General features: G+C 65.7%; 22 protein-coding genes. 12 read left to right on the plus strand and 10 right to left on the minus strand.

Translation table 11 applies throughout. The features are described 5' to 3' along the window. Positions 1 to 24 precede the first annotated feature (24 nt). The 7 genes from FZ029_RS13325 to FZ029_RS13355 form a co-directional block, all read right to left on the minus strand. On the minus strand, positions 25 to 1,164 hold the full coding sequence (locus FZ029_RS13325; protein ID WP_149269667.1) for an LLM class flavin-dependent oxidoreductase: 1,140 nt from the start codon (positions 1,162 to 1,164) through the stop codon (positions 25 to 27). Positions 1,165 to 1,332: 168 nt separating this feature from the next. Further along, positions 1,333 to 2,103 carry a creatininase family protein gene (locus FZ029_RS13330; RefSeq protein WP_149269668.1) on the minus strand — a complete coding sequence of 257 codons (771 nt, stop codon included), beginning with the start codon at positions 2,101 to 2,103 and terminating at the stop codon, positions 1,333 to 1,335. Beyond that, the gene (locus FZ029_RS13335) at positions 2,096 to 2,860 is read right to left on the minus strand and encodes an enoyl-CoA hydratase/isomerase family protein (protein WP_149269669.1); all 765 of its coding nucleotides are present in this window, start codon (positions 2,858 to 2,860) and stop codon (positions 2,096 to 2,098) included. The genes FZ029_RS13330 and FZ029_RS13335 overlap by 8 nt, the downstream gene beginning before the upstream one ends. 11 nt (positions 2,861 to 2,871) lie before the next feature. After that, complete coding sequence (locus FZ029_RS13340) at positions 2,872 to 4,548, minus strand: long-chain-fatty-acid--CoA ligase (RefSeq protein WP_149269670.1); 1,677 nt, start codon at positions 4,546 to 4,548, stop codon at positions 2,872 to 2,874. A 264-nt stretch (positions 4,549 to 4,812) separates the two neighbouring features. Further along, on the minus strand, positions 4,813 to 5,697 hold the full coding sequence (locus FZ029_RS13345; protein ID WP_149269671.1) for an HlyD family secretion protein: 885 nt from the start codon (positions 5,695 to 5,697) through the stop codon (positions 4,813 to 4,815). Next, entirely contained in the window at positions 5,694 to 5,909 is a 216-nt protein-coding gene (locus FZ029_RS13350) for a DUF1656 domain-containing protein (protein WP_149269672.1), read from the minus strand. Before FZ029_RS13350 ends, FZ029_RS13345 begins: the two co-directional genes overlap by 4 nt. Next, positions 5,906 to 8,086: an FUSC family protein gene (locus tag FZ029_RS13355; RefSeq protein ID WP_149269673.1), complete on the minus strand. Its 2,181-nt coding sequence runs from the start codon at positions 8,084 to 8,086 to the stop codon at positions 5,906 to 5,908. The genes FZ029_RS13350 and FZ029_RS13355 overlap by 4 nt, the downstream gene beginning before the upstream one ends. Before the next feature lie 81 nt (positions 8,087 to 8,167). On the opposite strand from FZ029_RS13355, the gene FZ029_RS13360 reads away from it, so the two are divergent. Then, positions 8,168 to 9,031, plus strand: a complete 864-nt coding sequence (locus FZ029_RS13360) for a helix-turn-helix transcriptional regulator (RefSeq protein WP_149269783.1) — start codon at positions 8,168 to 8,170, stop codon at positions 9,029 to 9,031. Positions 9,032 to 9,192: 161 nt separating this feature from the next. On the opposite strand, the gene FZ029_RS13365 is transcribed toward FZ029_RS13360, so the two are convergent. After that, positions 9,193 to 10,392: an acetyl-CoA C-acyltransferase gene (locus tag FZ029_RS13365; protein ID WP_149269674.1), complete on the minus strand. Its 1,200-nt coding sequence runs from the start codon at positions 10,390 to 10,392 to the stop codon at positions 9,193 to 9,195. 158 nt (positions 10,393 to 10,550) lie between these two features. Here FZ029_RS13365 and FZ029_RS13370 point away from each other — a divergent pair, with 158 nt between their 5' ends. Further along, a complete protein-coding gene (locus FZ029_RS13370; protein ID WP_149269675.1) occupies positions 10,551 to 11,138 on the plus strand; it encodes a TetR/AcrR family transcriptional regulator in 588 nt (195 codons plus the stop codon). 13 nt (positions 11,139 to 11,151) lie between these two features. Here FZ029_RS13370 and FZ029_RS13375 read toward each other — a convergent pair whose 3' ends face one another. Further along, entirely contained in the window at positions 11,152 to 11,460 is a 309-nt protein-coding gene (locus FZ029_RS13375) for a putative quinol monooxygenase (protein ID WP_149269676.1), read from the minus strand. A 401-nt stretch (positions 11,461 to 11,861) separates the two neighbouring features. Here FZ029_RS13375 and FZ029_RS13380 point away from each other — a divergent pair, with 401 nt between their 5' ends. The 4 genes from FZ029_RS13380 to FZ029_RS13395 all read left to right on the plus strand — a co-directional run bounded on the left by FZ029_RS13380 (position 11,862) and on the right by FZ029_RS13395 (position 17,107). After that, a complete protein-coding gene (locus tag FZ029_RS13380) occupies positions 11,862 to 12,815 on the plus strand; it encodes a GlxA family transcriptional regulator (protein ID WP_149269677.1) in 954 nt (317 codons plus the stop codon). Between the two features lie 178 nt (positions 12,816 to 12,993). Further along, a complete protein-coding gene (locus tag FZ029_RS13385) occupies positions 12,994 to 13,752 on the plus strand; it encodes an SDR family NAD(P)-dependent oxidoreductase (RefSeq protein ID WP_149269678.1) in 759 nt (252 codons plus the stop codon). Positions 13,753 to 14,023: 271 nt separating this feature from the next. Then, entirely contained in the window at positions 14,024 to 16,327 is a 2,304-nt protein-coding gene (locus FZ029_RS13390) for a mechanosensitive ion channel domain-containing protein (RefSeq protein ID WP_149269679.1), read from the plus strand. Positions 16,328 to 16,609: 282 nt separating this feature from the next. Next, a complete protein-coding gene (locus FZ029_RS13395) occupies positions 16,610 to 17,107 on the plus strand; it encodes a BLUF domain-containing protein (RefSeq protein WP_149269680.1) in 498 nt (165 codons plus the stop codon). Between the two features lie 2 nt (positions 17,108 to 17,109). On the opposite strand, the gene FZ029_RS13400 is transcribed toward FZ029_RS13395, so the two are convergent. After that, positions 17,110 to 18,063 carry a LysR substrate-binding domain-containing protein gene (locus FZ029_RS13400; protein WP_149269681.1) on the minus strand — a complete coding sequence of 318 codons (954 nt, stop codon included), beginning with the start codon at positions 18,061 to 18,063 and terminating at the stop codon, positions 17,110 to 17,112. Positions 18,064 to 18,272: 209 nt separating this feature from the next. On the opposite strand from FZ029_RS13400, the gene FZ029_RS13405 reads away from it, so the two are divergent. The 6 genes from FZ029_RS13405 (at position 18,273) to FZ029_RS13435 (ending at position 23,955) form a co-directional block, all read left to right on the plus strand. Next, positions 18,273 to 19,022 carry an SDR family oxidoreductase gene (locus tag FZ029_RS13405; protein WP_149269682.1) on the plus strand — a complete coding sequence of 250 codons (750 nt, stop codon included), beginning with the start codon at positions 18,273 to 18,275 and terminating at the stop codon, positions 19,020 to 19,022. Positions 19,023 to 19,047: 25 nt separating this feature from the next. Next, positions 19,048 to 19,905 carry a transketolase gene (locus FZ029_RS13410; protein WP_149200933.1) on the plus strand — a complete coding sequence of 286 codons (858 nt, stop codon included), beginning with the start codon at positions 19,048 to 19,050 and terminating at the stop codon, positions 19,903 to 19,905. Continuing rightward, positions 19,902 to 20,906, plus strand: a complete 1,005-nt coding sequence (locus tag FZ029_RS13415; protein WP_211104150.1) for a transketolase C-terminal domain-containing protein — start codon at positions 19,902 to 19,904, stop codon at positions 20,904 to 20,906. The genes FZ029_RS13410 and FZ029_RS13415 overlap by 4 nt, the downstream gene beginning before the upstream one ends. A gap of 249 nt (positions 20,907 to 21,155) precedes the next feature. Next, entirely contained in the window at positions 21,156 to 22,139 is a 984-nt protein-coding gene (locus FZ029_RS13425) for a TRAP transporter substrate-binding protein (RefSeq protein WP_149269685.1), read from the plus strand. Beyond that, positions 22,139 to 22,699, plus strand: a complete 561-nt coding sequence (locus tag FZ029_RS13430) for a TRAP transporter small permease (protein ID WP_188051928.1) — start codon at positions 22,139 to 22,141, stop codon at positions 22,697 to 22,699. The genes FZ029_RS13425 and FZ029_RS13430 overlap by 1 nt, the downstream gene beginning before the upstream one ends. Then, on the plus strand, positions 22,696 to 23,955 hold the full coding sequence (locus FZ029_RS13435) for a TRAP transporter large permease (RefSeq protein ID WP_149269686.1): 1,260 nt from the start codon (positions 22,696 to 22,698) through the stop codon (positions 23,953 to 23,955). The genes FZ029_RS13430 and FZ029_RS13435 overlap by 4 nt, the downstream gene beginning before the upstream one ends. The last annotated feature ends 17 nt before the right edge of the window (positions 23,956 to 23,972 follow it).

Consider the following 23,972-nt stretch of genomic DNA (forward strand, 5'->3'; position numbering starts at 1 on the left):
CTCTTCAGATCGGTCGAGAGGGGATCAGGCCGAAGCGCTTGTCTTTCGCATCATGCGGATCTGTTCGAGTATCTCGTCGGTCGGACGCACCACATTGTTGCGGTCGTTGAAATGAGGGATGACATGGCGGCCGACCAACTCGATCGCCTTCATGATCTCAGCGTGAGAAACCGAGTCGATGTGGAACAGGATTTCTTCGGCGCCGGTTTCGATGAACCGTTCCAACTGGCGGATGACCGTATCCGGGCTGCCGCAAACCAGGCTGGCCGAGTCATTGAGGAGATAATCCCAGTCGGTGGCTGCGCGCTGGAGCGCTTCCAGCCCTTCCCCCATGTAGGCGTAGTCGTCCGCGATCTTCGCGAGCCTCGGATAGGCATCGGTCGAAATGCGGGCGTACTGCATCAGCGGCTCGGCATAGATGTCCTTCGCTTCCTGATCGGTTTCGGCGATCCCGAGGAACACCGGCATGCCGAGGCGCGGACGGTCGAGGGGACCGTTCGGGTCCCGGCGCCAGTTCGACCGATAGGCTTCGACCATCTTCGCCTGGGCGTCCCAGCCCTGGTACAGCGTGTGGCTGAGGACGGCGAGCCCCTGGCGGGCCGCCCAGACATGGCTGCGCTCGCTGGTCGCGGCGATGCCCATCAGCGGATAGGGCTTCTGGAGCGGTTTCGGCACCAGCATGCGCGGCGGAACCTGATAATGCTTGCCCTCGAAGGTGAAGATGTCCTTGCTGAAGGCTTCGCGGATGAGCGCGATCCCCTCCTCCATCTGCTCGAGGGTTTCCGCGGGTTCGACGTTGAAGGCGCGCATGGCGATGGTGGTGTTCGCCCGGCCGCAATACAGCTCCATGCGCCCGTTGGACAGGATGTCGGTGACCGCGGCACGTTCCGCCGTGCGGAGTGCGTGGTTGATCTTCTTGGGCATCAGCGAAACCGCCGGCCTCAGCCGGATGCGGGACGTGACCGCCGCGAGGTAGCCATACACGACTTCGGGAGCCGAACTGGAGATCCCGCCCAAGGCGACATGCTGCTCGGACAGGCTGACGATGTCGAAACCCATCTTCTCGGCAAACACGGCTTCTTCGACGAGTTCATGAAGCCGGCGCGAATAGCTTTGGCCAACCAGGGTTTCCTGCTCGGACCAGAAGCCGAACTTGACTGCCATTTGGATGCCCTCTCGGGTTTGTTTGGATTGTCTCTTGAGTGACTGAAAGCTTGTCACGAAGTAGGCGGCAGAACCTGCCGAAGATCCGTCATGCCGACTGTGCGTTCAGAACATTATTTTGTGTAGGAATGATCGGCGGGATTGTCGGGCGGCACCGGCGGCACGGTGTCAAACCGGATCGTCCTGGGAAAAGCCATCGACGAGAAGCGACGCGACGCGCTCGATACAGTGCCGGCCGATGGCCGCCGAGGATCCGGTGGGGTCGCCGAGAATGCCGTTGGCGCTGACTGCCGAAAGCCCGTCGCGCCACATCAGTTCCAGGTCGCTTTGTGAAAGAAGCCCCAATCTTCCGGCCTCATAGCGCCCCGCGCGCACCCGATCGGGGTGGAGGTCGAGCATCAGCGAGGTTTCGGCGATATCGGCATGGCCGCCGACCTTGATCGGTTCGCCGCCCGCTTCCTCGACGGCATCGCGCCACCGTTCCAGCCACGCCTTCGCATCGGTGAAGGCGGAGATGCTGCAGGAGGCGGGCACGGCCGAGCGCAATCGCGGCAGCATCCTGGCCAAGGGCGGAGAATTGCCGACATGGGCGGAGAAGATGAGAATGCGCTCGAAGCCGTGTCTCGCCAGGCTGGTGCAATAATCCCGGCAGATCATTTCGAATGTGCTGTCCTGCAGGGAGATCGTGCCGGGAAATGCGAGATGATGGGACGAACAGCCGACCCTGATGGTCGGCGCGACCAGCGCGCCTCCCACGCCCTTCGCCACCAGGATGCCGAGATGGTCCGCGTGGTCGGCATCGACGCTGAGGGTCAGGTGTGGTCCGTGCTGCTCCACCGCCCCGCAGGGGATGACGATGGTCCTGGTGCCGCCCGCAATGGCGAGAGCGACCTCGGACGATGTCATGAACTCAAGCCGGAGATGATCGCCGTCAGCCATGCTGCTGCCTCGCCTTGCGTTGGAGGAACCGTTCACGCGCCGCGGCCGTCTCTCCGCGGTTCAGGTATTCCTGCATGTCGCTGAGCGAGCGCTCTTCGAGTTCATCGTCGGTCATCTGCGCCGCATCGTTGAAGGTCCGCTTGATTGCCGAGAACAGATGCATGTCCTTGAGGCGAAGCATCTCGGCAACGAGCCGGGTCCGGTCCTGCAGGTCGTTGAAACCGACGATTTCATCGACCAGGCCCATCGCCTGCGCCTCCTGTGCCGAAACAAGCTCGCCGGAATAGAGCAGGCGCTCGGCAGCCCGGCGCCCGATGCGGTTCATCGCCTGGCGCATGCCCTTCGCGGCGGGGAGCAGCCCATGGTTGATTTCGGGAAAGCCGAACTTCGCGCCTTCACTCGCCACGACGTGATCCGCAAACAGAACCAGTTCCAGCGCCCCTCCCACCGCATAGCCGTTGACGGCGCACAGCAGCGGGCAGCGGTAGCGTTCGAGCGCGGTCAGCAGACGGTGGAAGGCGCGCATTCGCGGGATCGCGGCTTCCGCGTTGATGGTGATTTCGCGAATGTCGCCGCCGGCACTGAAGAAGCGCCCGCCGGCGCCGGTCAATATCACGGCCGGCGCGTCGGCTTCTTCGCCGAACCGGGCGAGATCGTCCGTCAGCGCCTGGATCAGATCGAGGGTAAGCGCGTTGGCGGGCGGCCTGTCCATGGTCAGCCGGACCAGCGTCGTGGATAAACGATCCATCCTCAGCATTTTGCATCCTTTCAGGTCGTGCAAGGCTCCGCGGCGGACGATCCGTCGGATTGGACGGAGGCGAACCGGGCGCGCAGGGTCTTCTTGTCGATTTTCCCGACACTCGTTCTCGGCAGTTCGCTGACGGCGATGAAGTGGTCGAGTTTCGCGTATCGCGTGATCGCGCCGTCCGCGATTGCCGCCTCGATTGGCCGGTTCAGCGTTCCAAGCGTCACGGTCGCGCCGGGGGCGGGCACGATCACGGCCAGCGGCCGTTCGCCCCAATGGTCATCCGGCACGGCGACGACGGCCGCTTCGGCGACGCCGGCGGCATTCGCGACGATGCTTTCCAACTGGATAGAATCGATCCATTCCCCACCGCTCTTGATGACGTCCTTGAGACGGTCGCAGATCGTCACGTTGCCGTTCGCATCGATGGTCGCGATGTCCTGCGTGTGGAGCCATCCGCCCCGCCACAGGACTTTCGATCCCTCCTCGTCGCCCACGTAGCAGGGCGTGAGCCAAGGTGCCCGCACCACCAGTTCCCCGCGCGACCGTCCATCCCGTGGAAGCGGGTTCATGGCCTCGTCGACGATCCGCGCCTCGACCAGCGGAATCGGCACTCCCGCTCTGGTCAGCAGATGGCTCTCGTCGGCGGAACCCGACTCAGATCCGGGCGAGCGGCGCGTTACCGTGAGGATCGGCGCCGTCTCGGACATGCCGTAGGCGCCGACGATCTCCATGCCGCGGCGCCGTCCTTCCGCGAACAACGCCGGGGTGAGGCTCGAACCGCCGACCACCATCATCCAGCCGGACAGGTCCGTTGCGCTGCGGTCCGCCGCGGCAATAACCATCTGCAGTACGGTCGGGACGCCGTGCGAATAGGTGACGCGATGCTCGGTCCGCAGCCTGCAGATCATGTCGGCGTCGTACCGACCCGGATAGACCTGCTTCAGGCCCAGCATGGTCGCGATATAGGGCATGCCCCAGGCGTGGACGTGAAACATCGGCGTGAGCGGCATATAGACGTCGTCGATGCCAAATCCCCGATGGCGCGTGTCGCCGGAATGGCCGCACAGGGCCAAAGTATGCAGGACAAGTTGCCGGTGGCTGAAGCAGACCCCCTTCGGATTTCCCGTCGTCCCGGACGTGAAGAAAGTCGTCGCGATTGCGTTCTCGTCGAAATCCCTGAAATCGAAACCGGGATCGGCGGCCGAGACCAGGTCCTCATACTCACCGGCCGCCCATAGGGGTGCCGGCTCGCCGGTCCCGTCCATGATCGCGATGATCGCCTTCAGTCCGGGAACGGCTTGCCGGATCTCGTCCAGAAGGGGGAAGAAGTCGCGGTGGACAATGATGATGCCGGGCTTCGTCTTGACCAGCGTGTAGAGGAGCTGGTCGATCGGCAGGCGGACGTTGACCGTCTGCAGCACCGCGCCCATCATGGGAATGGCGAAATACGCCTCCAGATATCGATGACTGTCCCAGTCCATCACCGATATCGTCATCCCCTCTTCACCGCCCAGCGAGGACAGCAACGACGCCAGTCTTGCGACGCGTTGCGCGAATTCCCGGTAGGTCAGGCGATGCTGGTCGCGGTACACGATCTCCTGATCGGCCGACGTGACGAGGGCGCGGTCCAGCAGGTGGCGGATGGTCAAGGGGTACCGGTAAGCCTCGTCGGTCGCGTCAGCGAAGCGCAAGGGCATGTCTGCTCTCCATCATGATCCTGTCGACCTTGCAGACCGCTCCGGTCTCCGGTGCGGGTCGGATCATCCCGCCACCCTCCGATGTCGCGGCCACCGGCAGGCGCCGATCCACAGTCGGCATGCAAGGGTCGCGTGCTGACCAAGGTTAGCGCTTGGCCCTCAATGGGTTCTTCCGAAGACTCCCCGCCTGCGCGCCCATGGAAGGATTTTCTGGCGCGAGCCCAGTATTCGACGGCGAAAGATGCCGCGCTCTCCCGCGGCCGATCACAGCGCATCGGCGGCGGTCGCGGACCCGATCTCGACGGTCGCCGTCATGCCCGCGGCCAGTTCGACGCCGGGAGGGACCCGATCGATGTGGATGCGCACCGGTATTCGCTGGGCAAGGCGGACCCAGCTGAAGGTCGGCTCGACATTCGGCAGGCCGCGATGACCGGGCGTTCCGTTGTTGTCCTCGATCCCCCGGCCGATGCTTTCGACATGGCCCGAGAGTGGTTCATCGAAGCCCATCAGCATGATCTGCGCCGGGCTGCCGACACGGATCCGCCGCAGCTTCGTTTCCTCGAAATAGCTGGTGATCCAGAAGCTGGTCGCATCGAGGATGGCGATCTTCGTCACGCCGGCCGTGGCATAGTCGCCGGGCCGCAGCCGCAGATTGGTGACGTACCCGTCGATCGGCGCCCGGATCGTCGCCCGTGCGAGATTGAGCTTGGCAAGATCGAGCGCAGCCAGCGCACCTTCATGGATTGCGGCTGCCTGGGCGGCGGCGCCGGCCGTCTGCTGCAGGTCTTCCTGGGAAATGACCTCGCGGAGTTGGCTTCGCCGCCGCGCCGCCGCCTGGCGAACAAGCATGTCCTGACGCCTGGCTTCGGCATCGGCCTGTGCGGACGCCACAGCAAGCGAAAACCGCTTGGCATCGATCACATAGAGTATGTCGCCACGATGCACATACTGGTTGTCGACGACGGAGACGGCGCCCACGGTTCCGGAGACTTCCGGCGCGATCTGGACCACCTCCGCGCTTACCCGGGCATCTCGCGTCCACGGCGTCTGCTCGTGGCGGGTCCACACCTGCAGCGCCACGAACGCGGCAACCGTGCCGAAGCAGAGAGTCAGGGCGTAGCGCCCGAGCAGGGACAGCACAGGTTTCATTGGAATGTTCCGCTGGATGGCAGAGCCTGCAGGAGCAGACCGTAGAGGAGGGCGAAGGTGGCGAGTTCGACGAGCGGCCGGCTGACGGTCAGGCGGAAGAGTCCTGCGGCCGCGAAGAGACGGACCATCGCGACGGTCCCGACAAGCGCGACCAGGGCGACCACCAGAAGACCGGGGAGGAAGACGCCCCCGATGTCGAGATCGAGGATCATCGGCCGTTCTCCCAATTCACAGCGCCGCTCGGGCCCAAGGCGAACCGAAGGTCGATCAGCAGGTCGAGCAACAGAACGCGGTCCTTGATCGGGCTGTCGGCGATCCGCGCCATCAGCGTTTCGATGCGCCGGTGCAGAGCGGTGGCATCAGAAGGTCCCATCCGGGATCCGGGGCCGAAGCGCAGAGCAATCGCAGTGAGAAGCTCGAACCCGTCACGGCCGATCTGACCGTCATTGTTGGCGCCGTCGTTGCCGTCGATATGGCGGATTGCCTGATGAAGCCGACCGGCAGCGTGACCGACACGAAGATGGTGCAGGGTGTCGTCGAGCACATCCGGATGGGATTTCCGGGACAGCCGGAGCCGCGGCAGCAGCAGCGCCGTCCGGTCGATCATGAGGCTTGTCCAGTGCGCCTCGTCGGGGCCGCCGCCCAGGGCCCGCCGCCTGACATCCTGTCGATTCACTCGAAGCAATCGGCTGATCGCCGCGTCGACCGGTATGGTCTGGAACAGGCTCATGCTCACCACCGCAAATCCCGTTGCCGCAAACAGCGCGATGACGCTGTTGAGCGACCCGGCGAAGTCGCCGGCGTAGGTGGCGCCCAGTCCCGAAAGGATCGGGATCGTCAGGGTGATGCCGAGCGCCATGTAGGCCGCCGGGGGCCGGGCCTGCAGGGAACCGGCAATCACGAAGGCCGGTGCGAGCACCGCGACGAGACCGGCAAAGTCCGTCACGCGGGGAAGGATGACGAAGCTGTAGATCAGGCTGATCGCCACCCCGGCGACCGAACCGATCATGTATTTGACGACATGCGGTGCCGGCGTATCGACATTGCCGAACAGGGAGCAGCATACGCCCAGGATCGAGACCGCCAATCCGCCCTCCGGCCATGCCGACCAGATCCAGAACGCACAGCCGATGACGATGCCGGCGACCGCGCCGAGCGCGGCCCTGGCCGCCATCCAGGGGTCGCGGTGATAGACATAACCCGTCGCTCGCCTGGAGCGGAGGTGCGATGTTGCGTCCGGCGGCCGGGCGGCGGCTGTGGAGGTCCGTGCGCCCCTCCGTGCGCCCCTCCGTGCGATGATCCGTTCAAGCCGGTCGCAGTCATGGAGCAGGCCGATCATCTCGGCGAGGTGCCCGGCGAGGTTGACCGCCAGCCTGTCGCCGGCCGTCACCGCATCCGCCGCGATGCGTGTCCGCACCGTCCGGGTGCGGTCGATCAGCCCGATCGCAACGGCATCCCGCCCGGCCGGATCGGTGACAGCAACCCAACGCCCCATTTCATCCAGCAGCGCGGCCAGTTCGTCGGGCGGGCTGTGGTCTCCGGTGCGGAGGACACGGATGCGGTCCTCCACCTCCGTCGCGAGCGGAAGCAGTCGTGCAAGGCGGTCATGGATCAACTGCAGCGTCTCTAGGCTCGGCGTTGCCGGGACCGGGTCGTAGGGCAGGTGACCGGCCAGCCCTTGCAGAGCGAGAAGATCCGCAGCAAGCCGGTCGCGGTCGCGACGGGTTTCCTGCCCGGAGCTTCCGCGAAGCGCGTCGCCTGCCAGCCGACGGGCGTCCCGCAGCGTTGTCGACAGCTTGGCGGTGAACTGGCCGGTCATGCGCTTCGGCAGGACAAAGCGGTGAACCAGGACGGCGCAGAGAATCCCGATGGAGATTTCCTGGACCCGCACCGACGCCGTATCGAAGACGGCTGCGGGATTGAACACGCTGGGGAAGCCGATCAGGCTGACGGTGTAGCCGGACAAAACGAAGGCATAGGCGCGCGCGGTGCGGTCGAGCAGCGAGAGGTAGAGGCACAGGCCGATCCAGCAGGCGAGGACCATGCTGCAGACGATCGGATCGTTCACGAAACAGGGGACGATCACCACGGTCGCCACGGCACCGACGATCGTCCCCACGAAGCGATAGACGCCGCGGCTGAGCGACGCGCCGGCCGAGCTTTGCGACACGATATAGACGGTGAGAATGGCCCAAAAGGGCTTCGGCAATCCCGCGCGCAGCGAGATGTAGTAAGCCAGCATCGCCGCGGCGAAGCACTTCATCGAGAAGAGCAGTGCATCCGCATCCGCCCGCAGCGCAGGGTTCCCGGATTGACGTGCGCACATGCGGACGATTGCTGCGATCCCGGTGGCCGTGAAAAGCCGGTTTGAAGGATGTTCGGTTCTCATGCCCCCGATTGTCGGCGCATTGCGCAATAAGATAAATTAGGTATCCTGACAAAAAATCCCTTAAACATGCCAAACTCGATCATGCCGAATTCCAGCTCCGCGTCACGGTCGGCCGTTTCCGTCTTCGACCCCGATCTTGCCGATCGGCCCGCGGTTGCGCGCCTGCTCGACTTCGCCGAATACGAGGCGGAAGTGCCGGTGCACGTGCATCGGAGGGGACAGCTGATTCTCGCGCTGCATGGGGCCGTCACCTGCACCGCGGACGATGAGATGTGGATCGTGCCGCCCGACTGCGGCGTCTGGATTCCGGGTGGTATGCCGCACAGCGCCAGGGCGACCGCGAATGCCCGGCTCAGCTACCTGTTCGTGGAGCCGGGAGCCGCAAGTCTGCCCGACGTCTGTTGTACCCTGTCGATTTCTCCGCTGGTGCGGGAACTGGTCAACCGGCTGACCAGCGAAGTTTCGGACTACCTTCCGGACAGCCATGCCGGCCGGCTTGCACGGGTGACGTTGGACGAACTGGCCGGGATGCCGCGTGAACACTTCAACCTGCCCATCTCCAATGATCCGAAGATTCGGACGATCGCCGACGCCCTGACAATCGAACCGTCCGACCGCAGCACATTGGGGGAATGGGCGAAGCGCGTCGCGATGAGCGAGAGGTCGCTGGCCCGATTGATGATCCGGGAGACGGGCCTGACGTTCGGACGCTGGCGCCAGCAGTTGCACCTTGTCGTCGCGCTTCGTGAATTGGCCAGCGGGGCGGCGGTGCAGACCGTGGCGGACAAACTGGGCTATGAGTCGGTCAATGCCTTCATCACGATGTTCAAGAAAGCTCTGGGAAGCACGCCGGCACAGTATTTTGCGCAACGCAGCGCGAGGCTGTCACAGTCCAGAATTGGGAAGAGCCCGTCAGGTGTCGGGGGCAGGGCGCATAACCGATAGCTGAAAAGAGCGGCCATCCGGACGGCGGCGAGCGGAGGGCGGCGGCGTGACCGCCGCTCTCCGCCGCCTTCGGTTCAACCATGCGCGGCGTAGGCATCCATCACGCGGGTGGAATAGACCAGGGCGCATGCATCCGACTTTGGGACGGCGTTCAGGAAGCGTCAGCCGATGCGCTCGATGGCGATGGCCGTGGCCTCTCCGCCGCCGATGCACAGCGAGGCCACGCCGCGCGTCAGTCCGCGTGCTGCCAGCGCGTGCAGCAGCGTCACGATCAGCCGCGCGCCGGTGGCGCCGATGGGATGGCCGAGCGCGCAGGCCCCGCCATTGACGTTCAGCCGGTCGGGCGCGATGCCCAGGTCGCGCTGTGCCGCCATGGCGACGACGGCGAAGGCCTCGTTGATCTCGAACAGGTCGACGTCGCCCACCGACCAGCCGACCTTGTCCAGCAGCTTGGCAATCGCCGGGATGGGGGCGGTGGTGAACCACGCCGGATCCTGGCTATGGGTGGCGTGGCCGCGGATCTCCGCCAGGATCGGCAGGCCGGCGCCTTCGGCGACCGAGCGCCGGGTCAGCACCAGCGCCGCGGCGCCATCGGCATTGGCGGACGAACTGGCGGCGGTGATCGTCCCGTCGCGGCGGAAGGCCGGCTTCAGCGCCGGGATCTTGTCGGGCGAGACCTTCAGCGGGTTTTCGTCCTGCCCGACCAGCCGGTCGCCGCCTTTGGCGGGCACGGCGACGGGCACGATCTCCGCCGCGAAGGCACCGCTTTCCACCGCCGTCCGGGCGCGCGTCAACGTTTGGGCCGCATAGGCATCCTGTTCGGCGCGGGTGAAGCCGTAGGCTTCGGCCGTCGCCTCGCCGAAATCGCCCATGGCTCGGCCGCCCTCATAGGCGTCCTCCAGCCCGTCCAGCATCATGTGGTCCAGCAGCCGGTCATGGCCGATGCGATAGCCGCCGCGCGCCTTCGCCAGCAGATAGGGGGCGTTGGTCATCGACTCCATGCCGCCGGCCACCACGATATCGGCCGAACCGGCGCGGATCAGGTCATGGGCCAGCATGGTGGCCTTCATGCCCGAACCGCAGACCTTGTTGATGGTCGTGGCCCCCGTCGCATCGGGCAACCCGGCGCCGCGGGCCGCCTGCCGGGCCGGTGCCTGCCCCTGTCCCGCCGGAAGCACGCAGCCCATCAGCACCTCACCGACGCTGGCGGGCGACAGGCCGGCCCGTTCCACCGCCGCGGCGATGGCGCGGGCGCCGAGTGCGGTCGCCGGCAGTGCCGCCAGCTCTCCCTGGAAGCGCCCGAGCGGCGTGCGGACGGCGGACACGATGACGACGGGATCCTGGTTGGAAGCGGGGTTCATGGTCAGGGGTCTCCGGGTTCAGGACTCAACAGGGCGCTGATTAAATGATGATCGTCATGTTTGCGTAATTGATGATGATCGTCATATATTTTGTCAACGGGTCATCGGACGATTTTCGGAAATGGCGCCGCTCAAGGTCCGGTCACGGAAGGTGCATCATGCGGGTGAGCAAGGAGCAGGCGGCGGAGAACCGGCGCCGTGTCGTGGAGGTGGCAAGCGGGCTGTTCCGCGAGCGGGGATTCAATGGGATCGGCGTCGCCGACCTGATGAAGGAGGCCGGGCTGACCCATGGCGGGTTCTACGGCCAGTTCGCGTCCAAGGAGGATCTGGCGGTGGAGGCCTGCGCCCGCGCGATGGAGGTGATGGCGGAGCGCTGGGGCGGTTCGGCGGAGACGCCGCCGGGTGACGAGGCACTGGCGGCATTGCTGGAAGGTTACCTGTCCCCGCGTCACCGCGACCGCAGCGCCGCCGGCTGTCCCATTGCGGCGCTCGGCGTCGATGTGTCCCGGCAGGGCGGGGCGGTGCGCGGCGTCTTTACCCGGGGCCTGCGCCCATTCATCGACAGGCTGCAACGGCTGGTGCCGGGCCGCTCGGCGGACGCGAAGCGCAAGGCCGCCCTCGCCACCCTGTCGGGCATGGTCGGTGCCCTGATCCTCGCGCGCGCCGTCGACGATCCCGCCCTGTCGGAGGAGATATTGGCGGCGGCACGCGAGAGTCTCGGCAGGTCGGGAGCGTCCGGCGAATAGCCGGCGGTTCGGGTCAGGCGATGCGGCGCAGCAGTTCGATCTGCAGCGGTTCGCCCAGCAGCGTGTCGAACTGCGCGGCGAGGCCGGTGAAGGCCGCAGCCTTCGCATGGGTGTCGAGCGCGGCCTGATCCTGCCAGACCTCGTACATCACGATGGTGCCGGGCCGCTCGCGGTTGACATGGGCGGAATAGGCGAGGCAGCCCGGCTCCTTCAATACGGCCGGGACGATGGCGGTGATGGCGTCGGCCAGAGCCTGTTCCTGGCCGGGCTTGGCGACGAGATAGGCAACGAGTTGCACCTGATCGCTCGGGGGAATGCTCATTGCGGTGTTTCCCTTGTTAGGTGGCTGGTGTTAGGTGGCTGGTGTTAGGTGGCTGGTGGAACGGCGGCTGCGGCGAGTCTGGCCCATGGATGGGGTCCTGGCAACCGGCCGCAGGGACGTGAGCCCAGGGGATAATCCCGGCGATTCAAAAGCAGAAATGCATAGTTCCGATTTCAACGAGAAGGAAATCGGATCGATCGTATATGCGCCTTCCTGTTCAGATAGCGCATTTCCGGACATCCATCCGGACGAAAACGGACATGCAGCCCGGCCGTGATGGCCGGATTCGTGGTATATTTGACATTCCAGACGGAGCGATCACCGCATAGTCTTCGGTCAGCCGTTGCGCTTCCGGGCTTGCGGCCTCGGAACGGAACAAGGCAGGCGAGGCGGAGAGGGCCATGCTCACCATCGGTTTCGTGGTGTTCGACGATTTCCAGGTGATGGGAATGGCCGCGCTTTCGGCGTTCGAGATGGCGAATCTCGTGCTTGGCCGGCAGGCCTATCAAGTCACCGTGCTGTCGGAGCAGGGTGGTCCGGTGCGCAATTCCCTGGGCTTCGCCGTCGAGACGCAGCCATTCGGCGACGGCTTCTGCGACACGACCGTCACCATCGGGTCGCTGCGCGTCAAGCCGTCCACCCCCGGCCTGCTGGCCTATCTGCGGGAGGCCGCCGGCGCGTCGCGCCGGATCGCCGGCATCTGCACCGGCGCCTATGTGCTGGCGGAGGCCGGACTGCTCGACGGACGCCGTGCCACCACCCATTGGAGCCATGCCCGCACCCTGCAGCGCCTCTACCCCGCCGTGAAGGTGGAGGAAGACCGCATCTTCAGCGTCGACGGCAATGTCTGGACCTCGGCCGGGATGTCCGCCGGCCTCGACCTCGCCATGGCGCTGGTGGAGGATGATTTCGGCGCGGAGGTCGCCAAGGCGGTGGCGCGCAAGCTGGTGGTCTATTTGCGCCGCCCCGGCGGCCAATCGCAATTCTCCGCCCTGCTCGATCTGGAACCGCGTTCCGACCGCGTGCGGCGTGCGCTGGTCCACGCCAAGGAGAATCTGAGGAACGAACTGTCGGTGGAGGAACTGGCGGAGGCGGCGAACCTCAGCCCGCGCCAGTTCAGCCGTCTGTTCCGCCAGGAGACCGGTCAGACACCGGCCAAGGCGGTCGAGCATCTGCGGCTGGAGGCGGCGCGCGTGATGATGGAGGAGGGACGCCATTCGATGGACGTCATCGCCCGCGAAACCGGCTTCGCCGACCGCGAACGCATGCGCCGCGCCTTCCTGCGCGCCTATGGCCAGCCGCCGCAGGTGATCCGCCGGTCGGTGGAGAGCGTGCGCATATCGGCACTGGATTAAGCGGCGGCCCGGCTTCCGGCAAATGCCGGAGCGGTCAATACCTAGATATGGCTCCGCAGATACTTGGAGTGCGGTAGCTTTTCACATCGCTGAAGGCAGGGCATCCACGGGGAATATTCCATTTCTCCCGATGCCATCGCTTTGCCCACTTTTCCCCTGATAGAACGGACAAGCAGTCATGCAACTCACCGGCAATACCATCTTCATCACCGGTTCCACCTCCGGCATCGGCCGTGGGCTGGCCGAGGCATTCCACAAGCTGGGCAACCAGGTCATCATCGCCGGCCGGCGCAAGGCCCTGCTGGAACAGGTGACCGCCGCCAATCCCGGCATGAAGGGCATCGAACTGGACATCGCCGATCCGGCCAGCATCCAGGCCGCGGCGGAGCGGTTGGTCGCCGAGAACCCGACGCTGAACGTCCTCATCAACAACGCCGGCATCATGCCGTTCGACGATGCGTCCGGCCTGATGGACGACGCGCAGGCCCAGTCGATCATCACCACCAACCTGCTTGGGCCGATCCGCATGACATCGGCGCTGATCGAGCATCTGAAGGCGCAGCCGCGGGCGGTGATCGTCAACAACACCTCGGTGCTGGCCTATACGCCGCTGGCGACCACGGCGGTCTATTCGGCCAGCAAGGCGGCGCTGCACAGCTACACGCTGTCCCAGCGTTTCATGCTGCGCAACAGCAGCGTCACCGTGCAGGAAATCGCGCCGCCCTGGGTCAACACGGATCTGATCAAGAAGGGCGACGACCCGCGCGCGATGCCGCTGGATGCCTTCATCGAACAGACGATGGCGGCGCTGGGCACCGACGCCGAGGAGGCCATCGTCGAAAGCGCCCGCCCGATGCGCGACAACGCTGGCCCGAACGAGCATGCGCTGGTGATGGGCTTCAACAGCTACATCGCCGAGAACCCCATACCGGTCTGATTGGCCCCGATCTGATTGGCCCCGATCTGATTGGACCCAATCTGGATTGTCGAGATCTGATCGGCTGGTCGACGTGCCGATCCCTGCTCGTCCGCGAGGCGCGAGGTCCGGCTGCCACGGTGGCCGGACGCCCGCCCTGGCCTGTTGGTGATCGATGGTCCGGCATAAGGGCTATGCCGTCGCAGAGCGTCTGGATGCGTAACAAGAGGCTTTTCCAATCTGTTGTCCTGGAATCGCCCATCCACGCATCCATTCAACGCCCCAGGAGACCATGGCTTTTGTCGCATGCAGCGCGCAAGCGCCCGCAGACCGCCGCGGACGGACGAACCGCCTTCTGACCACCCTGATCTGCCTCGCTTTCCTGTTCCTTTCCGTCATCGCAACGGCAGGCTCCGCCTTCGCGCAGTCCACGCCGACTGCGCCCGCGACGGCACAGGACCCGAGCCCGAGAGAAATCGGACACCTGATCGATTCACTCGAGACCCCGGCCAAGCGCGAGGCGCTGCTCGATCAGCTCAAGGCTTTGCAGCAGGCCGAACAGGCGGTGAAGCCCGACCGGGAGCCGGAGGGGCTTGGCACCCGCCTGCTCACCATGCTGTCGTCGCGGTTGGACGACTTGGGGCAGGAGGTCCGGACGACCGGCGAGGTGGTCCTGTATGCCCCGCAGGGATTGCGCTGGCTGCAGCGGCAGGCGATGGATCCGGCGCGGCAGGCGACCTGGGCCTGGCTGTTCGCCGAACTCGCCCTGGTCGTGGTGGCCGGACATGCCGCCCGGCTGGTCGCCGCGCATCTGCTGCGCCGGCCCCGGTCGGTCCTGGCGGCGCGGCCGTTCCATTCCGCCGTCGCCAAGGTTCCGCTGCTGCTCGTCCGCGCGCTGATGGATTTGGCACCCATCGCCGCCTTCGCCGTCGCCGGCTTCGGCGTGCTGGTGCTGATCGACCCGCCCAGCACGGTGCGGCTGCTGGGCATTGCCTTCCTGAACGCCAGCCTGTTCGTGCAGGTCGTGGTCCTGGTGATGCGGGGACTTCTGTCGCCGCGCTCCACCAACCTGCGGCTGATACCCATGAGCGACGCCGCGGCACGGCGGCTGCTGGTGTGGAGCCGCGCAATCGCCGTTTCGACCGTCTATGGCCTGTTCGCGGCCGGGACGGCGCGCACGCAAGGGCTGCCCGAGCAATCCTACGACACGCTGGTCAAGCTGGTCGGTCTCGCCGATGCCGTCATGCTGACGGTGCTGGTACTGCAAAGCCGTGCCGCCGTCGCCTCCTGGCTGCGCGGGGAGATTTCGGCCGCTCCCGCGCCGGTGGAGCATGGGCAGGGTGCGGTGCCGGCGGCGAAGACAACACGCCCCGGCCGTCTTCTGCGCGCCGCCGGCCGGCGGCTGGCCAATGTCTGGCACGCGGTCGCCATCCTTTACATCGTCGCCTTGTTCGGCATCTGGGCGCTGGAGGTCGAAGGCGGGCTGTGGTTCGTACTGCGTGCCACCGCCGTTTCGCTGGTTGCGGTCGCGGTCGCCCGGATGATCGGACGCGGGATCGCGCGTGGCTCCACGGCTCTGCGGCTCCGCCTGGACCGCCAGCGCTCCACCTGGGGCGACCGCCGGATAAAGCGTTACATCGGGCCCGGCACCCGGCTGCTGCATTGGGCTTTGGCAACAGTGACCGGGCTGACCGTGCTGGACGCCTGGGGGCTGGACGTGCGTGGGACGCTGGAAACCGCGATGGGCTGGCGGTTCCTGGCGTCCGGCCTCGCCATCCTGTTGGTGGCCGCCATCGCGCTCGCGGTTTGGGAGCTGACCAACGCGGTGATCGAGCGGAATCTGGCGACCACCGACCGCTATGGACATGCCATCCAGCGAAGCGCGCGCATCCGCACCCTGCTGCCGCTGCTGCGCAATGCCCTGATGGTGGTGCTGCTCACCTTCGTGACGCTGATCACCCTTTCGGAACTGGGGTTGGACATCGGGCCGTTGCTGGCCGGCGCCGGTGTCGTCGGCTTGGCCGTCGGCTTCGGTGCCCAGACGCTGGTGAAGGACGTCATCACCGGCCTGTTCATCCTGTTCGAGGACACCATCTCGGTCGGCGACGTGGTGAATGTCGGCGGCAAGGGCGGACTGGTGGAGGGCATCACCATCCGCACCATCCGCCTGCGCGATTTCGACGGAACGGTGCACACCGTGCCGTTCAGCGCGGTGACCAGCATCTCCAACATGACCAAGGACTTCAGCTTCTACGTGTTCGACGTGACCGTGGCCTATCGCGAGGATGTCGATCGCGTGGTGTCGGTGCTGCACGAGATCGGGGCGGGGATGCGCGCCGATCAGCGCTTCGCCCCGCTTATCCTGGAACCGCTGGAGGTGCTGGGCGTCGATGCTTTCCAGGACTCCGCCGTCCTGATCAAGGCGCGCATCAAGACCCTGCCGATCCAGCAGTGGAACGTCGGCCGTGAATTCAACGGACGCATGAAGAAGCGCTTCGACGAGCTGGGGATCACCATCCCGTTCCCGCAGCGCATTCTGCACATCGCACCGACCGGCCTCGCCAGGGCGAGGGCCTACGGCGAAGCCGCCGAATGACGGCGGTGGGCATTCGTGCGATGCCCGTGTCAGCCGCAAGGGGGAGACGTCCGCGAACCGGAACTACCCCCAACCGGCGCGGCTCTTCCCACCTTTTCCGGCGGGTTGGCGGGGCTGGGGACGCTGACCGAAAGTACAGGGGTATGCAGTCATTCGTTGTCGATCCCGCACGGAAAGGCATGCTGCTTTTTCGTGCGGTGACAAGCTTTTTAACTGGAATAATTTAAAGAAGGCAAGTTAGCGCCTGAACATTTCAGAGTTTCTCCGGTGGAGAGAATCGACATGTTACAAATCGTCTTTCGCAGCCAATTGACGAAGTTGTTGTCCTACACTGATATCCAACGGTTGTGTTTGACCTCGGCCAGGAACAACAGGAAGGCCGGCGTCACTGGGTTCATGGTCGAATGCGGCGGGGTTTTTCTGACGGTCATCGAAGGGGAATCCCGCGAGGCCGAAGAAACGTTCAATCGGATCCATCATGACCCCCGGCACGACCATATGGAGATCGTCTATTCCGAAAATGGACTGGAACGGCGGCGGTTCGGGGCATGGTCGATGAACGTGATGTTCCTGGACGATGACGCGTTCTGGCAAACCGTGTTCGGATCGGGCTTCTCCTGCGACGAGTTGCTGTCCTCCCGTGCATTGGAACCGGCCTTTGCCCTCGGGTTGGTGGCCATGGCTTATCAGTACGCCTGCGCGCAGGCGGAGATCGCGCCGCATCCGACAGGCGCCCGACCGGGACGGATTCCGCGGATCGGCCACATGTTCCGCCGTTGAGGTCAATCCTCGGCGGAATTGCCGACCGTGCCCAGGGAACCGAGATACTGTTCTTCCCATTCGCGGCCGGCCTCCAACTCGCCGAACAGCCAGTCGCGGAACAGCTGGATCTTCGGCAACGCGGCGGTCGATTTCAGCGTGACGAAGCCGTGCCCCTGCGCCCGCAGACCATGGGTGGGGAAGGGGACGACGAGTTGGCCGGACTGAAGCTCCTGCCGGGCGAGAAGCAGGCTGTCCAGGCACACCCCCATGCCGTTCGCCGCGGCGTTGATCGCCATGAAGGAGCGGTCGAAGCGCAGGCCGCGGTCCATGTCCAGATGAACGCTGCGATGCCGGCGCATCCAGTCGCGCCAGCCCAGGATGTTGACCTCCGAATGGATCAGGATATGGCGGCCGAGGTCCTTCGGCTCGCGGATAGGATTGAGGCCGTTCGCCAGCGCAGGCGAGCACATCGGGACGATGATGTCCTCCGGAAACTGCTCCAGCACGCAGCCGGCCGGCGGCGGTCCGGGGTTGTAGCGGATGTCGACGTCCACCGCCCCCGCCGTCAGGTCGATGGGCGAGACCGAGGCCTGCAGCCGGATGTCGATGGCGGGATGCAGCGCCTTGACCCGGTTCAGCCGCGGCATCAGCCATTGGGTGGCGAAGCTGGGCATCGACCGGACGGTGAGGATCGTCGTCCCGCTGCCGGTGGTGGTGACGTTGCGGGTGGCGGCCTCCATCCGGGCGAAGGCGCCGATGATCTCGTTGGCATAGGCCCGGCCGGCGTCGGTCAGGGCGACCGCCCGGTGAACACGATGGAACAGCGGAAGCCCCAACTGTTCCTCCAGAATTTTCACCTGATGGCTGATCGCCGACGGCGTCAGTCCCAGATCCTCCGCCGCGGTCGCGAAGGAACCGAGCCGTGCCGCGGCTTCGAAGGCTTGCAATGCCTTGATGGAGACCCGTTTCCGCATCGCACCCTTCAGATGAATTCAGTTCATCGATGAGTGATCTTATTCGTTTGTCGAATTCATCTCAAGACCATAGGATCACATCAATCATCGGCCGAACGAATCATCTGGCGGCCTGATCGAAAATCACCACAACCGAGCGAAACCAACGCTCCGTCGCGGCACCCCCTGTGCCGCCACGGCGGAGCCTGCTTCGACAAGAGGGAGCGAGCATGCTGCTGTCCAACAAGGTCTGCGTCATCACCGGCGCCGCGTCGCGCCGCGGCATCGGCCGGGCGACCGCAAGGCTTTTCGCGCTGCATGGCGGGCGCGCGATCATCCTGGACCTCGACGGCGCGCAGGCGGCCGAAGCCGCCGCCGAGCTGGGCGAGGCGCATCGCGGCTTGGCCTGCGACGTGACCGACCGCGACGCCTGCTTCGCCGCCGCCACCCGCGTGGTGGAGGAGTTCGGCCGCATCGACGTGCTGGTCAACAACGCCGGCATCACCCAGCCGCTGAAGCTCATGGACATCGGCCCGAAGAATTACGAGGCGGTGACCGACGTCAGCCTGCGCGGCACGCTGTACATGAGCCAGGCCGTCGTCCCCCACATGCGGGAGCGCAAGTCCGGCTCCATCGTCTGCATCTCGTCCGTTTCGGCGCAGCGCGGCGGCGGCATCTTCGGCGGTCCGCATTACAGCGCGGCGAAGGCCGGCGTGCTGGGCCTTGCCAAGGCTATGGCGCGCGAACTGGGGCCGGACAATGTCCGGGTCAATTCGGTGACGCCGGGCCTGATCCAGACCGACATCACCGGCGGCAAGCTGACCGACGAGCTGCGGGCGGAAATCCTGAAGGGCATCCCGCTGAACCGCCTGGGCGACGCCGAGGATGTGGCCCGCTCCTGCCTGTTCCTGGCGTCGGAGCTGTCCTCCTACATCACCGGCGCCACGCTCGACGTCAACGGCGGCATGCTGATCCACTGATCCCGAAATGCTGGAGACACCTTCCGTGGACACCGCACTCGACACCACCCCGCTGGGGCACAATGTGCCGCTGGCCGAACGCGCCTACCGCATCCGCCGCAACGCCCTGCTGATGGGCGAGGTGCAGGGGCAGGGCTACATCGGCCAGGCGCTGGACATCGCCGACGTTCTGGCGGTCTCCTACTTCCACGCCATGAAGTACCGCCCCGAGGACCCGCATTGGGAGGAGCGCGACCGCTTCCTGCTGTCCAACGGCCATTACGCCATCGCGCTGTACGCAGCATTGATCGAGGCCGGCATCGTCCCGGCGGAAGAGCTGGAGACCTACGGCAGCGACGACAGCCGCCTGCCGATGTCGGGCATGGCCAGCTACACGCCGGGCATGGAGATGTCGGGCGGCTCGCTCGGCCTCGGCCTCGGCATAGCCGTCGGCATCGGGCTGGGGCTGAAGCGCAAGAACTCCGCTGCCCGTGTCTACACGCTGTTCTCCGACGGCGAGCTGGACGAGGGATCGGTGTGGGAGGCCATCATGTCGGCCGCCCATTACAAGCTCGACAACCTGATCGCCATCGTCGACGTCAACAACCAGCAGGCCGATGGGCCGTCGACCCAGGTGATGGCGTTCGAGCCGCTGGTGGACAAGCTGGAAGCCTTCGGCTGGTTCGTCCAGCGGGTCGACGGCAACGACATGGACGCGGTGGTCGCGGCGTTCGATGCCGCCAAGTCGCACCCCGAGCCCAAGCCGCGGATGATCGTCTGCGACACGAAGATGGGCAAGGGCGTGCCCTTCCTCGAAGCCCGCGAAAAGAACCACTTCATCCGCGTCGACGCGCACGAATGGCAGCTTGCGCTCGATGCGCTCGACGCCGGGAGGACCGCATGAGCACCGCCACCACCGCCACCGCCAAGCCGCGCCTGAAGACCTCCGCCATGATCGCCTCGATCGCGGCGGAAGGGCAGCGGACCAAGCCGGCGCCCTTCGGCCATGCGCTGGTCGAACTGGCGAAGCAGCGGAACGAGATCGTCGGCATGACCGCCGACCTCGCCAAATACACCGACCTGCACATCTTCGCCCAGGCCTATCCCGACCGCTTCTATCAGATGGGGATGGCCGAGCAGCTGCTGATGGGGGCCGCGTCCGGCATGGCGCATGAGGGCATGATGCCCTTCGTCACCACCTACGCCGTCTTCGCCTCGCGCCGGGCCTACGACTTCGTCCACCAGACGATCGCGGAGGAAAACCGCAACGTCAAGATCGCCTGCGCCCTGCCGGGCCTGACCTCCGGCTACGGCCCCAGCCATCAGGCGGCGGAGGATCTGGCGCTGATGCGCGCCATGCCGAACATGGTCGTCATCGACCCCTGCGACGCCCACGAGATCGAGCAGGTGGTGCCGGCGATGGCCGCCCACAACGGCCCGGTCTATATGCGGCTGCTGCGCGGCAACGTCCCGCTGGTTCTGGACGAGTACGATTACAAATTCGAACTCGGCAAGGCCAAGCTGCTGCGTGACGGCGCCGAGGTGCTGGTCATCTCGTCCGGCATCATGACGATGCGGGCGCTGGAGGTGGCACAGCGGCTGGAGGCCGACAAGGTCGGCGTCGCGGTTCTGCACGTCCCCACCATCAAGCCACTCGACACCGAAACCATCCTGCGCGAGGCGGCACGCACCGGCCGCATGGTGGTGGTGGCGGAAAACCATACCGTCATCGGCGGTCTGGGCGAGGCGGTGGCCGGCACCCTGCTGCGCGGCGGCGTCGCCCCGGTCTTCCGCCAGATCGGCCTGCCCGACGAGTTCCTGAAGGCCGGAGCCCTGCCGACCCTGCACGACCTCTACGGCATCTCCACCGACGCCATGGCGGCCAGCATCAAGGGATGGCTGTAGGGCGACATCCGACCCGATCAGGGCATCCGCTCATGGCAAATCCGATCGCAGGCAAGGAAGCTTGTCATTCCCGCGAAGGCGGGAATCCAGCCGTCTCAGCGATCTTCCGCCGGAGTTTCCTGGATCCCCGCCTTCGCGGGGATGACGGAAGTCCTTGTATGGGATCTTTGCCTTCAGATGCGATTGCCCTGTCAGTCCACCCGAACACACCCGACCAACCAACAAACATCCATTAGGGAGAGAGATCCGATGAAGAAGCTGCTTTTGTCGCTGATGGTGGGCACCGCCCTGGTCGCTTCGCCCGCCGCCTGGGGCCAGCAGGTCCTGCGTCTGGCCCATAACGCGGCGCCGGGCAATCCGAAGGCGGAAGCCTCGCTGAAATTCGCGGAACTCGTCGCCAAGAAGACAGACGGCCGGGTGAAGATCGAGGTCGGCGGCAGCGCCCAGTATGGCGACGACGCCGAGGCGCTGACCAGCATGCGGCTCGGCACGCTGGCCTTCAGCGCCAATTCGCAGGGCACCACCTCGGGCGTCGTTCCGGAATATGCGGTGCTGGGCCTGCCCTTCCTGTTCCAGTCGCTGCCGCAGGCCTGGAAGGTGCTGGACGGGCCGGTGGCGAAGAAGTTGGACGAGGCGTCGAAGACCAAGGGGCTGGTGCTGCTGGCGATGTGGGACAACGGCATCCGCCATGTCTCCAACAATGTCCGGCCGATCACCAAGCCGGAGGATCTGGCCGGCATCAAGATCCGCACCCCGCCGGACCCGATCACGGTCGACATCTTCAAGGCTCTCGGCGCCAACCCGATGCCGCTGGCCTTCTCCGAGCTTTACATCGCGCTTCAGCAGGGCGTGGTCGACGGGCAGGAGAACCCGCTGATGAACATCTATTCGTCGAAGCTCTTCGAGGTGCAGAAATACATCTCGCTGACCGGGCACAAGTATGAATCGACTCCGCTTCTGGCCAGCAAGGTCGTCTTCGACACCCTGTCGAAGGCCGATCAGAAGGCCGTGCTGGAAGCGGCGGCCGAGGCCGGCAAGCTGAACCGCGAGATGTCCGCCAAGGCCGACAAGGAACTGCAGGCGAAGATGGAGGACGCCGGCGTGAAGTTCAACACGGTTGACGCAGCGCCCTTCATCGCCAAGACCAAGTCCGTCTATGACAAGTGGGGGAAGCAGTTCCCCGAACTGGTCGCCCTGGTCCGTAAGGAAGCGGCGGCCGGAGCGGCGCCGTGATGACGGTTTCCCACGAGAGGGAGCATGAGGTGGCGGGACTTCCCGCCACCCTTCTCCAGGCGGCCGACGGTGCCATCACCGCCCTGTCCGCCATCGTGGCGATCCTGTCCCTGATCGTCCTGTTCCTGGCGCTGGGGGCCGAAGTCGTCGTCCGTTACCTGACCACCCAGGGGCTGGGCTGGCCGTCCGAACTGCCGAACCTGCTGTTCCCCTGGCTGGTAATGGGCGGCGTGGTGCTGGCGGCGCAGAAGGGCGCGCACATCTCGGTCACGCTGCTGCTCGATATGCTGCCCCGCCCGCTGGCCCGCGCGCTGTTGCTGGCGATGCAGATCGTGGTGGGGGCGACCTTCTTCTACCTCGCCTACATCGGCCTTGCCGTCATCGAGATCACCGGCAGCGAGATCTATCCGGTTACGGGTGTCAGCGCGCGCTGGGCCTATCTGTCGCTGATCGCCGGCTTCGTCGGCGTGGGCCTGACCGCCCTCACCACCTTCCTGCGCCTGCTGATCGCCGAAGACCCGCGGTCCGTCCGCGCCCATGTGTCGGAGGAAGAGATATGACCGTCGTGATGGTCGCCGTCTTCGGCCTTCTCCTGCTGCTCTCCTTTCCCGTCGGCTATGCGCTGGTCATCAGTTCCGGCGCCGCGGTGATGACCATGGGGTCGGTGCCGACCGTGATCGCGGTCGTCAAGCTGTTCCAGCCGACACAGAGCTTCCCGCTGCTGGCGATCCCCTTCTTCATCCTGTCCGGCGCGCTGATGATGAGCGGCACGCTGGGCCAGAAGCTGGTCCGCTTCGCCGCCGCCCTTGTCGGGCGCTATCCCGGCGGTCTGGCCCAGGTCACCGTCGTCGGCTCCACCATCTTCGGTGGCGTGTCCGGCTCGGCGGTGGCGGAGGCGTCGGCGCTGGGATCCATGCTGATCCCCTGGCAGAAGCGCGAGGGCTATCCGGCGGCCTTCGGCGCGGCGGCGACCGCGTCCTCGTCGGTGATCGCCGGGCTGATCCCGCCGTCGATCCCGCTGATCCTCTATGCGGCGGTGTCGAATGCCTCCATCGCCTCGCTGTTCCTGGCCGGCATCCTGCCCGGCCTGATGCTGGCCGCCGGCATGATGGTGGTGTGCTATGTCAGCGGCCGCACCCGCAACTTCCCCCTGCTGAAGAGCGAGGGCGGGATGCGGGCGCTGGCCCAGGCGACCGTTTCCGCCCTGCCGGCGCTGCTGATGCCGGCTTTCATCCTGGTGCTGCTGCGCTTCGGCATCGCCACGCCGACGGAAGTCAGCGTCGTCGCCGTCGCCTATGCGTTGCTGGTCAGCATCCTGATCTACCGCGACCTGACCTGGAAGCGCATCCATGCCGCCCTGATGGGAACGGTGGTAACCACGGGTGTCGTCATGCTGGTGATCGCAGCGTCGAACCTCGTCGGCTATGTGCTGATCACCGAAGCGATCCCGAACGCGGTGGCCGCCTATGCGCAGACCGTGCTGAAGGAGCCGTGGCTGATCGTCCTGGCAATGAACCTCATCATGCTGGTGGTCGGTATGTTCCTGGACCTGCCGGCGGCGATTCTGCTGCTGGGCCCGACCTTCGTCGCCGTCGGCGGCGCCATCGGCATGGACCCGATCCAGTTGGGCATCATGATGGCGGTCAACCTCAGCATCGGCCTGTTCACGCCGCCGATCGGCACCACCCTGTTCATCTCCGCCGCCATCTCCCGCGAGCCTATCGGCGCCATCGTGCGCGAGCTGTGGCCCTTCTATCTGGTGGCGCTGGTCGTGCTGGGCCTCGTGTCCTACGTGCCGGCGACCATCCTGTACTGAGCCGGCTGTCAGTTTGT

The sequence above is a fragment of the Azospirillum sp. Sh1 genome (genome assembly GCF_008365135.1).
In the GTDB taxonomy this organism is placed as follows: Bacteria; Pseudomonadota; Alphaproteobacteria; order Azospirillales; family Azospirillaceae; genus Azospirillum; species Azospirillum oryzae.

Coding starts and splice junctions, on each gene's coding strand:
- FZ029_RS13425 (WP_149269685.1), top strand. CDS start 21,156: ATGAAGAAGCTGCTTTTGTCGCTGATGGTGGGCACCGCCCTGGTCGCT.
- FZ029_RS13345 (WP_149269671.1), bottom strand. CDS start 5,697: ATGAAACCTGTGCTGTCCCTGCTCGGGCGCTACGCCCTGACTCTCTGC.
- FZ029_RS13330 (WP_149269668.1), bottom strand. CDS start 2,103: ATGGCTGACGGCGATCATCTCCGGCTTGAGTTCATGACATCGTCCGAG.
- FZ029_RS13380 (WP_149269677.1), top strand. CDS start 11,862: ATGCTCACCATCGGTTTCGTGGTGTTCGACGATTTCCAGGTGATGGGA.
- FZ029_RS13355 (WP_149269673.1), bottom strand. CDS start 8,086: ATGAGAACCGAACATCCTTCAAACCGGCTTTTCACGGCCACCGGGATC.
- FZ029_RS13375 (WP_149269676.1), bottom strand. CDS start 11,460: ATGAGCATTCCCCCGAGCGATCAGGTGCAACTCGTTGCCTATCTCGTC.
- FZ029_RS13400 (WP_149269681.1), bottom strand. CDS start 18,063: ATGCGGAAACGGGTCTCCATCAAGGCATTGCAAGCCTTCGAAGCCGCG.
- FZ029_RS13360 (WP_149269783.1), top strand. CDS start 8,168: ATGCCGAATTCCAGCTCCGCGTCACGGTCGGCCGTTTCCGTCTTCGAC.
- FZ029_RS13405 (WP_149269682.1), top strand. CDS start 18,273: ATGCTGCTGTCCAACAAGGTCTGCGTCATCACCGGCGCCGCGTCGCGC.
- FZ029_RS13415 (WP_211104150.1), top strand. CDS start 19,902: ATGAGCACCGCCACCACCGCCACCGCCAAGCCGCGCCTGAAGACCTCC.
- FZ029_RS13350 (WP_149269672.1), bottom strand. CDS start 5,909: ATGATCCTCGATCTCGACATCGGGGGCGTCTTCCTCCCCGGTCTTCTG.
- FZ029_RS13325 (WP_149269667.1), bottom strand. CDS start 1,164: ATGGCAGTCAAGTTCGGCTTCTGGTCCGAGCAGGAAACCCTGGTTGGC.
- FZ029_RS13365 (WP_149269674.1), bottom strand. CDS start 10,392: ATGAACCCCGCTTCCAACCAGGATCCCGTCGTCATCGTGTCCGCCGTC.
- FZ029_RS13435 (WP_149269686.1), top strand. CDS start 22,696: ATGACCGTCGTGATGGTCGCCGTCTTCGGCCTTCTCCTGCTGCTCTCC.
- FZ029_RS13335 (WP_149269669.1), bottom strand. CDS start 2,860: ATGCTGAGGATGGATCGTTTATCCACGACGCTGGTCCGGCTGACCATG.
- FZ029_RS13430 (WP_188051928.1), top strand. CDS start 22,139: ATGACGGTTTCCCACGAGAGGGAGCATGAGGTGGCGGGACTTCCCGCC.
- FZ029_RS13340 (WP_149269670.1), bottom strand. CDS start 4,548: ATGCCCTTGCGCTTCGCTGACGCGACCGACGAGGCTTACCGGTACCCC.
- FZ029_RS13395 (WP_149269680.1), top strand. CDS start 16,610: ATGTTACAAATCGTCTTTCGCAGCCAATTGACGAAGTTGTTGTCCTAC.
- FZ029_RS13385 (WP_149269678.1), top strand. CDS start 12,994: ATGCAACTCACCGGCAATACCATCTTCATCACCGGTTCCACCTCCGGC.
- FZ029_RS13370 (WP_149269675.1), top strand. CDS start 10,551: ATGCGGGTGAGCAAGGAGCAGGCGGCGGAGAACCGGCGCCGTGTCGTG.
- FZ029_RS13390 (WP_149269679.1), top strand. CDS start 14,024: ATGGCTTTTGTCGCATGCAGCGCGCAAGCGCCCGCAGACCGCCGCGGA.